Here is a 13,579-nt window from a genome sequence, read left to right as displayed (position 1 = left end):
AACCGCTGCACCAAGCGAGGATCTTCTATTTATATACCACTCAAATGGACATAGCAGCTTTAATCTTGATATATTCAATTGAAGCAATCAAAGCCCATACAATTGAATGATCTGTTGTGTGTTTACGAATTTTTTTCGTTCAACATATCTTATTAGCTTAATTCCACTTTAGTAATTTCACATAAATAATCCCCACTTATAATCGAGCCTTCATCTGCAACAACATATTCGATGACAGTCGGGCTTATGGTTCGAATATAAACAAAAGCTGAATCATCTACATGGTCAATTCGAAGCTTTTTCCTATGGGCCTGCTTAATATCAAGCTGGTTGGTACTAGCTTCCGGCAGGCTTGTGTAATAAATTTCAAAATCTTCTTCTGACGCATCAATGAAAAGATGCCATTTGTTATACTCTTCTTCTTGATCAATCATTGTTTTTAATTTTCCTTTTCTCCCGATGCCAAGAAAATACTTGAACTTTGATTCACCATTCACCATATCGCGGTCAATAACTTTTATACTTCCGCCTTTTCTGCTTTGTACAAGCCCAAAGGCAACGCCTGTTTTTCCTGTAGGGGCGGTTATTATATCTCGGTTAACCACTCTGTTTTTCTCTTCTTGCTTTAAATAAGCGCCTTCTGTCCCCAGTGGCGGGAGAATCTCAAAAAGATCATTAGACACTTCTCCCCAGTTTTGAGTGTTCTGCACTTCCCTTTCAATCCATTTATTAAATAGATTCATAACGACCGGGGATTTACTTGAATTACCCGCAAGCAGTATATTCACTTTATTAATTTTGCTGTGTTCTGACCGGGCAAAAGCGCGCCTTAATGACTCAAAGAAATTTTTAATGCCTTTGTCGATTCTTTCCTCAATCAGTTGTTCCATTTCATCTTGATCGATCAAAAGTTCCACATTGAGTTTTGCGTGGCCGGCTTTGTCAAACAAGTCTGCCCGGATCATGCCTTTTCCAAACTGTTCTTCATACCGTTCATGCCTTTCCCAAAGCGGCCTTAATTTTTCTACCAATTGTTTCGTATTTAAATACGATTCTTGTGACTGATTAATCAGTGTTTCACTTCCGGGAAATTTCACACATTCTGCTGGGAGAGTAAAAGGAATGTTTAGCTCACGCATTGCTCTTTGGTTGTTTTTAAACACTTGGAACGCCAAAAGCTCCAGCATGTTCTCACCACCTAAATACCGGTCCCCGCCCGCTGCAAAATGTTCGATGACATAATCATATCTGCTTTCTTTCAAGTCCGCTTCACGCCAAATCCCAAAGTCAAAATCTGTCGTTCCTCCACCAAAATCAAACACACCATAGTACGTTTTTTCATCCTCTTCCGGTTCAAACCCGTATTCCTGTAACGCACAAACGGCATAGGCTGCAGGTTCACTCGCCCCAGCGGTGACACGAAACTTTTTCATTAATTCTTCATCCTGCTGAATCGGCATAGGAAGCGTCTTTTTTAACCCACGTTCAAAACACTTTAGAATTTTTTCCCTTACCTCTTTTTCATACGTCACCGGGAAAGAAAGGGTGTAATCGAGGTAAATGCCATTGTTCTGGTTATTGATATACAAACCGAGGTAGTAGGCGTATAACTCGATGGGGTTGATTTCCTGATCGGTTAAGTCCAAAAAGGAACGCAGTACAACGGCATATCCCCTCTTGTCTTTCAATCGGAGTTCGTTTCTCTTTTCTCCAGCCCACTGCTTTAGATTATTCAATATGGAATAATAATGGTCACTCTTTCCATTCATCAAGTTGTTAAGAGCATTGTGGGAAACCGTCACATCCTGCCACCTTGTATCAGGTCTTCCTTCTTTTTCTTGATAAAGCTCCAGGAAATGTTCTAAATCGATAAACTCAATCACGGTTGGATTTTCATAATGCCAGTCTTGAACTTCCGTGTTAAGATAGCCAACCCCAATACGCATGGGAAGAGTAAAATCACTTTCTTCTTGATGGACGACCACTGTACTTTTCGTTCCAAAATCAATACCAACTATGCCGTCCTCCCTGATATCCATTTTAGGGTTTCTGGACATTATTTCTTCGTTCAGTTTTATCGTTAAAGGTTTTTCATCAGAGTGGACAGGCCATAGATCCCAATGTCCCCGGTTTGGATCTGTTAACATCTTTTCATCATATGAATCAATATCAGCTCTTACTTTTTCAGATTTTAAAAGCTTCTCATAAAACGTCTTGGAATCGATAGCGATCGATGGCAATTCTTTTAGAAAACTTTCATGATCTAAATCCTTTAATTGATACAATGCCAGCAAATAATCATACTCCTTCTGGCGTTCTGCACTTAATCCACCTGGTACTAATCGATTTTCCAGCCAGAGATGGAGAGCCATTCGGTCATTGATTTCAAAGGCATTTTCCCCATTTAAACGGAAAACGGGAACGAAAAATCCTTTTCCCAGCAAATTGTTTTTTTGATTTACTACATCGAAGCTTTGAATGTCGTACCCGTTGGATTTAAACGCTATCGATTTAGAAGAATTAGCCGTTTGATTGGCAAATATCCTTGAAATGGAAGGATTTTTACTCGCGGAGTAATCATCTAAAGCTAGTATTCTCTTATATACAGGGTGATCGGTTGTATTGAAACTTTTCGCAGCTTCTTCCCGTGTCATGACATCACCTTTAAAACCGGAAACGTCCAGATGCTTTTTGTAGTCAAAATCCTCTTCCATTAATTCATAGTATTTTCTATAAGGAAATAAAGCTGCGATGTTGTGATCATATATAATATTCCCGTTATTCATGTAAACCCATCTGGAACGGAGCATCTTTTTAATGTCTTGAAAGAAGCTCGCTTCATCCTTGAAGAAGGTTTCTTCTGCACTCTGATATAAATGGCTGATTAAAGATCTCACTTCTTTATAAGTCATTGAAATGGCAGAGACCGGAACGGTTTGGGAATCAGGTGAGTATAGAACCTGCTCTTCGTTCTTATTCATTAAGTATATGGAACTGTCTATGTTGTTTTTTTCAGCTAAGCTTGTTGCGTTCTCAAGCGGCTCTTTATCTTCTATCGTTTCTTGTTTTTCAACTTCTTTTAATAATTCTTCTGAAATTGCTTCACCAGAATCCAAATAACATATCAGATCACCAATCTTGACTATAGTGTCCTCCGCTACATTCAATTCTTTAAGGGTACCTTCTTTTTCTGAAAAGAGGTCAAATTCGATGCCCTCACAGCTGAATTTGGCTAAGCTTTCGCCCACCGTAATATAATCGCCTGGCTGTTTATACCATTGCACAAGAAGGATTTTTTCAATGCCTTCTTCAATCTCTGGGATAATAATCGATGTCATTGTATTTCTCCTTTAATATCATTCTCTTTTTCGCCTGCTAGATTCTCACAACGGATTTTTTAATGGTTTTACCATTAATGCTTATATAACCCGGCAGCAGGATGTCCGTAATGTTCCCGGATATTTTGCTATTGAGGGCCCTTATGTACAAGTCTTCCCTGAAGACCTCATTCTTTTTCACTTCCTGTATTTTATATAAAGGGGTATCGTATGTTTTACCGTATTCTTGAAAGAAATAAAGAAAAAGGGCGAGCAAAATCTCTCTTTCCTGCTCCCGTCCTTCCATAATCTCGTTTTTAATAAAATCCCACAAAGATGAAATGTTTTCATATTGCACACCACAAACGATGAATTCCTGCACCGACCCGCCCTTGAATATTCCTTTCAACGAACTTTTAGTGGTTTCGGATAATTGTTGAACAGCTTCGTAAAGTTCTTCCGCTTCCCGATAGTCAGCTCTTCTCTTTTGCAATTCAGTAAAATAGGCTTCCATCTTCTCATTTAGATGGGTGATCTTTATTTGGTACTCACTAATTTCCTCTTTCTTCGACTCAATCTCTTGTTGGAGTCTTGCTATTTCTTTTTCTTTTTCTCTCAGCAGCTCCTTATATTCCCCCATTTGACTAAACGAGCCCGCTTCTGCTATTGCTTTTATCTTTTCAATGACCCTTTCGTCTTGAAGGGAAACCATTAATGACTCAATAAAACCATCATCCAATTCTCTATTCATCTCTTCACTCCTTTCAAAGTGTTAACCAAACCTACTCGCTCTGTATATGTATGAAAAGGTTTTTTTGCCATAGAAAAATCCCCTCCCAGATAGACTGTTAGGAGAATACAACCATAACTTATATTCCAAGAAAGCAGTAGTGAGATTACTTATTTTCAAAAATGCGTATATACCGTATTAATGAAGTATTGATAATATGATGCTTACTATCACTTTTCACAATAAAATACTCACAGTGCTCCATCCTTTTCAAGACGTCTTGTAAAACATCCTCTTTTTTACTGCTCAATCCTTTTTTTATTTTCTCCCACTTAACATCTGCGTCAAGAGTATAACAAACGTTGAATTCCTTTAACAGGTTAATCTTCCCCTTAAATGCTTTAGTTTCTTTATCTGTTTTATTGTTACTATCTAATCCGAATTCATATTTTCCTCAATCCGATATACTACCTTATGAGTACCACTTAATAATATTCGGTATGATCATATTGTTTAAGTGGGTTGAATAACTAGGGAAACCGCCTGCTTACTGGATAAGAAAAGGCCTCCCATCAATAAACTATGGGAGGCCTTCACCTTTAAAGACATTTTATGAATCCTTGTTAAACCCTTATATTAACGGATTTAAGCGATGGTTACACCCTTCGCCCATTCATCTAAAAAGGACTATATATCATTATTCCGATTAAGAAGAGGACAAACGCGAACAAAAAAAGCCCTTCTCGTTTGAGATGGCCCTCTAGTTATGCTGTTTCAGCGCAATCACTTAACTTTGTTGCTAGTGGGTTCTTGATTGTTCGCATACATGTTTGTATGGGAGCTTAAACAAATTATCCATAACAGCAGTAACACAATCCTCGCAATAATAATTGACGAAATCTCTACCTTCTTCAAAAAGTGGTGTCATCGTATCTATGTCAGCCCATTTAAAACAGTAAATACACATTTGCCTCATGATATATCACTCCTTTTTCATGCAGAAATAATTGGTAATAAATCAAAAGAAGAATATGTGCTACCTGTCGACATCATTCATGAAACGATACTCTTTCTTCGTAAAGAACTCCGACCCTTAATAAAGGCACAGCAGGGGAATAAACCGCTATCATTTATATACCACTTCACCTGAGTATTAAACCTCCCCCAGAAACATTATTCGTTGCCGTCAATCTTTTCACCAAGATTTTTTCACTTTTGGTAGAATTTCTCCCAGGATTCAAATTTGCGTTTACTCCGTTTGCTGATTGGAAATAACATAATAAATCATGGCTGTTTTCGCATACTTTGTTGCTATTTACCAAGTAGTGCGGTGTGGTTGATTTCCCCTCCAGATGCTCGCTTTCCGCGGGGCGGGCGGTGAGCCTCCTCGGCGTAAACGCCTGTAGGGTCTCACCTGTCCCGCTGCTCCCGCAGGAGTCTCGCACTTCCGCTCCAATCAACCTTAAATAGTTTCGTTTTAAAAACAACAATCTTTATGAAAAGAGCCTAAATCATTTAACTATAACAGAGTAGGAGTGATATTTTTGAAAAGACATTCCAAAAAAATCAAACATAAAGCAAAAACTACTTTGAATAAAATAAAGACTAATATTAAGGAAACATTATTTGATACCGCAGACATTCCAGCAACATCTGTACAGCAATTGGCTGATTTTATACAACATCACCCTGATACAAAAGTCACCAAGAAACAAATGCTTGGAATTTCCTATGCCTTCTATAGTTTAGAAACAGAAGGGTATCATTATTATTTAGAAACCAACAAATCCAAAATTTTGCAAATGGATGGGTATTATGAGAATAAAAAAATGGTATCTTATCGATCATATAGGGATTATTATCAATTAAATACACCAATTAAAATTCCATAACTTCCAGCCTCTTAAATTAGAGGTCCCAGACTGTACAATTGGAACGTTGATTTACTCTCAAGAAACTCGCTTTCCGCGGGCGGTCCTCCCTCGGCGCCTTTGCGCCTTTGTTGTCTCCCCTTAACATGCTTTTCCCGCAGGAGTCTCTCACACCAATTTCAATCAACTTTGTTTTAACATTTAGATGGCCCCCTTTTGTTACATAAAAAAAGAGCTGCCAAAGCAGCTCTCTTTTTAAAGCAAGGTATCTTCTCCAATTAATGAACGGTCATTGAAAAATGACTGTCCCTTTTGTCACTTTCCATCACTGCCAGTTTGTGTGAAAGACCCCTGCTAAATCACGTCGCTCATAGGTATGTGCCCCAAAATAATCACGTTGTGCTTGCAGGAGGTTAGCATTTGAGATGCCTGTACGGTAACTATCGTAATAAGTAAGTGAAGAGCCTAAACATGGAAACGAGATGCCAGAATTTATTCCCTCACAGACTACCTTTCGCAATCCCACCTGGTATTTTGCAACCTTTTCAGCGAAATATGGTGAAATCAATAAATTGGCCAGATTCGGCTGGTCTTGATAGGCTTCGCTAATGACGTTTAAAAATTCAGCCCGAATGATGCAGCCGCCGCGGAAAATAAGCGCAATATCCTTTAAAGGCAAATCCCAGCCGTTAAGTTCAGAACTCATTTTATATTGAGTGAAACCTTGCGCGTATGCACAAACCTTTCCCATATATAATGCTTGCCTAATATAGTCAATCCACTCATTTTTATCTAATTTTTGCTGAACGTTCTCAGGTCCTGTTAGAATGTTTTCCGCATGAACCCGTTCTTCTTTTAGAGCGGAAATGTAGCGCGCAAACAAAGACTCTGTAATGATCGATGCTGGTATTCCGTTATCAATCGCTTGCATGCTGGTCCATTTTCCTGTGCCTTTTTGTCCTGCTTTATCAAGAATCACATCGATCAAGGGTAAGCCCGTTACTTCATCTTTTTTCCTTAAGATTTCGGCCGTGATTTCGATTAAATAACTTTTCAGTTCGCCTTGATTCCATGTTTCAAAGATGTCAGCAATTTCATTAACTTCTAAATGCAATTTTTCTCTTAAAAACGTATAAGCTTCGGCGATTAATTGCATATCCGCATACTCAATCCCGTTATGTACCATTTTTACAAAATGACCTGCTCCTTTTGGACCGATATAGGTACAGCAAGGATCATCATTTACTTTGGCTGCGATTTTTGTCAGGATTGGAGCTACTTTTTCATAGGCGGCCTTATCTCCGCCTGGCATGATTGAAGGTCCTTTCAACGCACCGACTTCCCCACCGGAAATACCAATTCCTACATAACTGAATCCTTTAGATTTCAATTCATCATACCTGCGTTCAGTATCTTCGTAATGGGAGTTACCGCCGTCCATGATAATATCCCCTGATTCAAGATGAGGCAGTAATGAAGTGATCACCGAGTCGATCGCTTTACCCGCAGTCACCATCAGAAAAATCTTTCTTGGAGTTTCCAGTGACTGAACAAATTCTTGGATTTCGTAATACGGATGGATTGACTGACCGTCCAATTCAGCAACAAGCTGATCGGTTAAATCTCTTGTGTAATTATAGACAGCTACTTTTTCCCCTTTACTAGCCATATTTAACGCGATATTACTGCCCATTACCCCTAAACCAATGACACCAATTGTATTATACATTTTATTTCTGCTCCTTCTATGTAAGAATAATAGGCAGTAAATCCCTGCCATAAGTGGGGGATTTACTGCCGGGAAAGGCCTATACAAATAAGCTTAGTAATAGAATAAATCCTAATCCAGCTACTGAAATAATCGTCTCAAGCAAAGTCCACGTTGCAAATGTTTCTTTCATGCTTAAACCAAAATACTCTTTAAACATCCAGAAACCAGCATCGTTAACGTGTGAAGCGATTAAACTTCCCGCTCCGGTAGCAAGTACAACTAGAGCAAGATTAACGTCCGTCTGACCTAACATCGGAATAACTAAACCAGCTGTCGTTAAGGCTGCAACGGTAGCAGATCCCAATGAAATACGCAGGATTGCCGCGATGATCCAGGCAAGCAAGATCGGTGATAATGATGTTCCTTTGAATAACTCAGCTACATAGTCACCTACACCGCCGTCGATCAATACTTGTTTGAAGGCTCCGCCGCCCCCAATGATCAAGAGCATCATTCCGATATGCAGAATCGCTGATGTACAAGATTCCATAATATCTTTCATTGGAATCTTTCTTGCTAATCCCATTGAATAGACCGCAAATAATAAGGAAAGCAACATGGAAGTACCTGCTTCGCCAATGAAACGGATAGCTGCCAATAAACCATTATCTTCAAATCCCATTGTTTTTTGCATCAAAGTGATAATCGTAGCAATTGACATTAATATAACCGGAAGTAGGGCGGTAAATACACTGATCCCAAATCCAGGTGTATCTTCAAGTTTAAATGATTTTTGTTCTCCTAAAGAGGCAATGCTGCCTGTTTTCGTAAATGATTCAGGTACTAATCTTTTGGCTATCTTCGTAAATACTGGTCCAGCTAAAATAACGGTTGGAACCGCAATGATGAAGCCGTAAAGTAAAACCTGACCAATGTCTGCACCATATTCACCAGCAATAACGGTTGGTCCTGGGTGCGGCGGTAAGAAACCGTGTGTTACGGATAATGCCGCTACCATTGGAATACCAAGATACAATATCGAAACTTTTAATTCTCTTGAAATCGCAAAAACGATTGGAATCAATAATACTAAGCCCACTTCAAAAAATAATGCGACACCGATAATAAATGACGCTGCCACGACAGCCCATTGAATATTCTTTTCACCGAATTTTTTAACAAGGGTCATGGCAATGCGTTGCGCTCCGCCTGAATCTGCGATCAACTTACCCAACATCGCTCCAAGTCCAAAGATTAACGCTAAGTGGCCAAGTGTTCCGCCTAATCCAGCTTCAATGGTTTTGACAATTCCGTCAAGTGGCATCCCAAGTGCTAATGCCACTCCAAACGATACAATGATCAAGGAAATAAAGGTGTTTAATTTTAAGCCCATTATTAAAATTAATAAAGCGACAATTCCTAAAGCGACAATAACTAATGGCATTGTAATCCCCCCATGTCTTTACTTTGCAGCATTTATTAAGTTTCTTTGATAATCCGCAATCTGTGTATATTCGTTTTCCAATACCCTTGATAGGTTAATGAAAATCGGCAGTAGCTGCCTATATTCTTTTACAGAATCAGCTTTCGGTGTGTGCTTGTGGGTATTGCCTATCATTTCAGAAACTACTTCGAAGGAATCAATTTCACCAGTGGCATATAACCCTAATATACAAGCACCGAGGCACGAACTTTCGTAGCTTTCTGGAACCACGACTTCCGATTCGAAGATATCTGACATCATTTGCCGCCAAACAGCCGACCTTGCGAAGCCTCCCGTAGCTTGAATTCGGGTCACGGGACCGTCCATGCATTCGGTTAAGGCCAAAAATACGGTGTATAAATTGTAAATGACTCCCTCTAGAGCCGCTCGAATCATATGTTCTTTCTTATGCGACAGTGTTAATCCGAAAAATGAACCCCTTACGTCCGGATTCCATAATGGTGCACGCTCTCCTGCAAGATATGGATGGAATAACAATCCATCAGCGCCTGGTCTTACGCGTTCGGCAATCTTGGTCAAGACTTCATAAGCGTCGATTCCGAGTCTTTTAGCCGTTTCCACCTCGGAAGAAGCAAATTCATCGCGAATCCAGCGAAGGACCATTCCGCCATTGTTTACCGGCCCGCCAATCACCCAATGCTTTTCCGTTAAGGCATAGCAAAAGATTCTTCCTTTTTCGTCTGTTTTCGGCTCGTCAATAATCGTCCGAATCGCACCGCTCGTCCCAATCGTGACAGCGATTTCACCTTTCCGGATAGCGTTTACACCTAGATTTGAAAGGACACCATCACTTGCCCCAATGACAAAAGAAGTTTCTGGGTCAATCCCGATCTGTTTGGCTAAATCCGGGTCACAGTTGTTAAAGATTTTTGTTGTCGGTACGAGTTCAGATAATTGATCACGCCTTATTCCAGCAATTCTTAGGGCTTCCTCATCCCAATCCAAATTTTTGAGATTCAACATCCCCATCGATGAAGCAAGGGAATAATCGACAACATATTGATCAAAGAACTTTTTAAAGATATATTCTTTAATCCCGATATACTTTTTAACATTGGTTGCGATCTCAGGGCGATCATTCACGATCCAGGTGATCTTGGATAATGGTGACATCGGGTGAATCGGTGTTCCGGTTCGCTTGTAAACTTCATGCCCATCTAATTCATCCTTTATTTTATGGGCCCAAGCTTCACTGCGATTATCTGCCCAAGTGATGCAAGCGGTTAGCGGCTGGTCATTTTCATCCATAGCTATAACACTATGCATCGCACTGCTAAATGAAATAAATGATGGTTTTTTATCTGGATGCTGCTTCGTTATATTTGAAAAGGCTTTCAGAACAGCCTGGAAAATCTCCTCAGGGTCTTGTTCCGCCGTTGTCATATCCGGTGTGTAAAGAGGATAGCCAATATTCTCTTGCTGGATGACATCGCCTTTTTTCGTGAATAATACAGCTTTTGTACTTGTTGTACCGATGTCTACTCCTAACATATAGCTAGTCATTTTCTTGTTCGACTCCTTTTGAAAGCATCTGTTGGGCCATCCATAAGTCTTCAACTTTTCCTTGAACATCATCAAAGTTTTCATGTAAAGACTTAATCATGATGTCTCGATCTTTTGTTTTGATCGCATCAATATAAAGTTGATGATTATTTATGATCCGTGTAAAGTCTTCATACTTTTCTTTAAAACGACTGCGCATGGATAGAAGAATCAAACTTTCCATTACAGGTTTTAAATTATCCCAGATCATCAGGATGTAGGAATGATCGATGGAGCGAATGATCGTTTCGTGGAATAGGACATCCTGATAGGAAAACTCATCCGCATCCAGGTATTTTATGGACACTTTCATCATTTCCAATATTTTACTAAGTTCCATTACTAATTCATTCGTGTTCATCCTCACTAGACGTTCAAATACAAACGTTTCGATGAGTATACGTACATCATAAATTTCGGCATACTTTTTTTCTGTTAAACCAATGACAACCGCACCCATTCTTTCTAATCGGATGATATTTTCAGAGGCCAGTATTTTTAACGCTTCACGAACTGGTGAGCGGCTTACACCAAAATCAGCAGCTAATTTATTTTCAGAAAGGATGGCACCGCTTTCAATCATCCCCGAAATAATACGCATTCTAAGCTCGGATGTAACACGATCACCAGCTGAAGCTTTTGAAAGCCATTTTACAGGATAAAGAAATTCCTTTGATTCAGCCATATATTCACCTCTATTAGAGTTCAAGTACACTTGTATACAAGTATTATAATCTTAAAATAATTAGTAATGCAAGTTTTTTGAATTCAACTAGATTCTCGTTAATATAGTCAAAGTTTATTGGGAGTTTAGAAGGTTCTGGGGCCAAAAATAATGTAGAAACACAGGGTGGTAATATCTGTTAACCAAGGGATTAAGCTGCTGCTCCGAACAACTAATGAATGAATCCAACGTCATTTTGGACAGACTTTGCCCGTTGATGAGGTTAGTACCCTATTAGAGATTGCACGTTACTGGTTGGCTAGTATAGGTTGCTACCCGCGGGGATCTAGCTGCCTTCCAGATAGCCCTCATTTACCTATAAAAAAAGCTATCACTGATAAACCCGCTTGTTTGTCTTCGGCCTTGCCTTGTTCTCTTTGACTTGCTTCTAGGTCTTGTTGTGATGTTCGAGCGAGCACAGGTCGCTACTCGCGGCGATTTAGCTGCCTTCAGTACTATCGTAGGTTGTCCCTCATTCACCCCTGTATATTTCTTTAGTCCTGAAAGATGTGTTCTTCTCAAGCACATACGCTTTCATTATCGCCTTTTTTGGAAACGGTTCCGCTTCAATCACCTGGGTGTTTGTTTCATTGTTTGCCCCAAAACGGCTGATTGGAATTGCTGGAGGTACATTCAATTTCATTGGTGGTACTGCATCAATTATTATTCCGATTGTGATTGGCTTCCTGGCCAAGGGCGGTAATTTTGCTCCTGCACTTACCCTATTGCTTGTATAACCTTCGCAGGAGCACTTCCTACATTTTCTTGGTTGGTATAATCGAAAGGGTTCAGGATTTTGCTGATTTTGATTTACGGAATGGTAAGAAGTTATCGAGCTAATTATGAATGCGTAGTATATCTACAAACAAAAAAGCAGTGCATCCCGAAAATTGGGATCACTGCTTTTTTGTTTGTAATTCATAGGAGCAGGAAAGAAAACTTCTTACTCTAGAGGCCTGTCTCTTGGTAAGGGCTAAATAATATAGAAGCTAAATGCAGTAATTATTGCTAAAGAAAGCTTTTTGCAAAAGTCCGATAAGGAGTATTATTTTGTCGATATCTACTCAGAATTTGTAGATATTTCTCGGGAAATTGTTGAAATTTGAAAATAGTGACTCCGAATAGTTGGAACAAAGGAATTTCTACTTTTGATTTAATTGCCTTAGGTTTAAATAGTTATTAACGGAAATTAACACCTGAATATCGTAAAGGAGACTAAAATAAAGGTAATGAATCCTTTTTCTTATTGAAGTAATGCTTCGTAATGGTTTTTTTGTTGTTCAGTTTTAAGCTGTGACATATCGTTTGTCAGTTAGATGTTCATTTCACGTGTAGCTGTGAATTCATTGGTTAAAAAATTAAGCTCTCTTTTAATTGAATGAGAACATGGGTTAAATTGTCATATGTATCGGGTATCGCTATCTCTGTTTCATTGGTGCCTTCTAATCTTACTTTTTCTTGATGCAAGGGTCTTTAGCTATATCGTTTAGGGGGCTGCCCGTATCGCGTAACACTTTAAGCGTTTCGATATCGGATTGAACGAAGGTATGATAATTTACATATTTTAACAATCGATATCCGCTTCGCTCTAAGTTTTAAACATACTTTCGAATAATGATTTTGCATCTCCACTTCTTTGCCACTTCCTTGGAAGAGGATGCTCATTCAATCGGATGTATATCCTGTCGCATATCGGACCTTCCTTTCTATTAAAGATGAAGGTTCTGTGGATTTATTTTCACGTTATATCGCCCACCGATACGATACAAAAAAAAGAACCGATAAGGCCCTTTCTTGAGGAACACTATTGAGGACATAGATCTTGCTGGAGCTGGGAAACCGTTGTTTTAAGCTGAGACATATCGTTTGTCAGTGGATCGTTCATTACAAGCGTAGCTGCAAGTTATTGGTTAAAACAATTAAAATCTCATTATTTGTTTGGAATTATGGGTTAAGTTGTCATTATACCGGGTATCGCTATCTCTGTTTCATCGGTTCCTTCTAATCTATCTTTTTGTAGATACACAAGGTCTTTAGCTGTACCCTCTAGGGACTTGCCCGTATCGCGTATCGCGTATCGCTATGTGCGCTTCGATGTCAGATTGATTAAAGATAGGCAACCACCATCTAAAAAACTCATATCCGTTTCGTTCTAAGTTTTGACCATACTTTTGAACAGT

8 protein-coding genes are annotated in these 13,579 nt (G+C 39.3%); 1 reads left to right on the top strand and 7 read right to left on the bottom strand.

Going from position 1 to position 13,579, the window contains the following annotated elements; genetic code table 11:
• Positions 1–152: 152 nt before the first annotated feature.
• Both ABOA58_RS01785 and ABOA58_RS01780 read right to left on the bottom strand, forming a co-directional pair.
• The gene (locus ABOA58_RS01785; protein ID WP_350300979.1) at positions 153–3,338 is read right to left on the bottom strand and encodes a biotin/lipoyl-containing protein; all 3,186 of its coding nucleotides are present in this window, start codon (positions 3,336–3,338) and stop codon (positions 153–155) included.
• 37 nt (positions 3,339–3,375) lie between these two features.
• Positions 3,376–4,068, bottom strand: a complete 693-nt coding sequence (locus tag ABOA58_RS01780; protein ID WP_350300978.1) for a coiled-coil domain-containing protein — start codon at positions 4,066–4,068, stop codon at positions 3,376–3,378.
• 1,523 nt (positions 4,069–5,591) lie between these two features.
• Here ABOA58_RS01780 and ABOA58_RS01775 point away from each other — a divergent pair.
• On the top strand, positions 5,592–5,939 hold the full coding sequence (locus ABOA58_RS01775; protein ID WP_350300977.1) for a hypothetical protein: 348 nt from the start codon (positions 5,592–5,594) through the stop codon (positions 5,937–5,939).
• A gap of 304 nt (positions 5,940–6,243) precedes the next feature.
• Here the strand turns inward: ABOA58_RS01775 and gnd are convergent, their stop codons facing one another.
• The 5 genes from gnd to ABOA58_RS01750 form a co-directional block, all read right to left on the bottom strand.
• Complete coding sequence (gene gnd / locus ABOA58_RS01770) at positions 6,244–7,647, bottom strand: decarboxylating NADP(+)-dependent phosphogluconate dehydrogenase (RefSeq protein ID WP_350300976.1); 1,404 nt, start codon at positions 7,645–7,647, stop codon at positions 6,244–6,246.
• 79 nt (positions 7,648–7,726) lie between these two features.
• Positions 7,727–9,073, bottom strand: a complete 1,347-nt coding sequence (locus ABOA58_RS01765) for a GntP family permease (protein WP_137020236.1) — start codon at positions 9,071–9,073, stop codon at positions 7,727–7,729.
• Positions 9,074–9,091: 18 nt separating this feature from the next.
• Positions 9,092–10,636 (bottom strand): gluconokinase, encoded by a 1,545-nt coding sequence (gntK, locus tag ABOA58_RS01760; protein ID WP_350300975.1) that lies wholly within the window; start codon positions 10,634–10,636, stop codon positions 9,092–9,094.
• Positions 10,629–11,360 (bottom strand): GntR family transcriptional regulator, encoded by a 732-nt coding sequence (locus ABOA58_RS01755; protein WP_048687535.1) that lies wholly within the window; start codon positions 11,358–11,360, stop codon positions 10,629–10,631. The genes gntK and ABOA58_RS01755 overlap by 8 nt, the downstream gene beginning before the upstream one ends.
• Before the next feature lie 511 nt (positions 11,361–11,871).
• A complete protein-coding gene (locus ABOA58_RS01750; RefSeq protein WP_350300974.1) occupies positions 11,872–12,093 on the bottom strand; it encodes a hypothetical protein in 222 nt (73 codons plus the stop codon).
• Between the last annotated feature and the right edge of the window lie 1,486 nt (positions 12,094–13,579).

The organism is Peribacillus frigoritolerans, from assembly GCF_040250305.1.
In the GTDB taxonomy this organism is placed as follows: Bacteria; Bacillota; Bacilli; order Bacillales; family DSM-1321; genus Peribacillus.
This window is presented reverse-complemented; position numbering and strand designations above follow the sequence as displayed.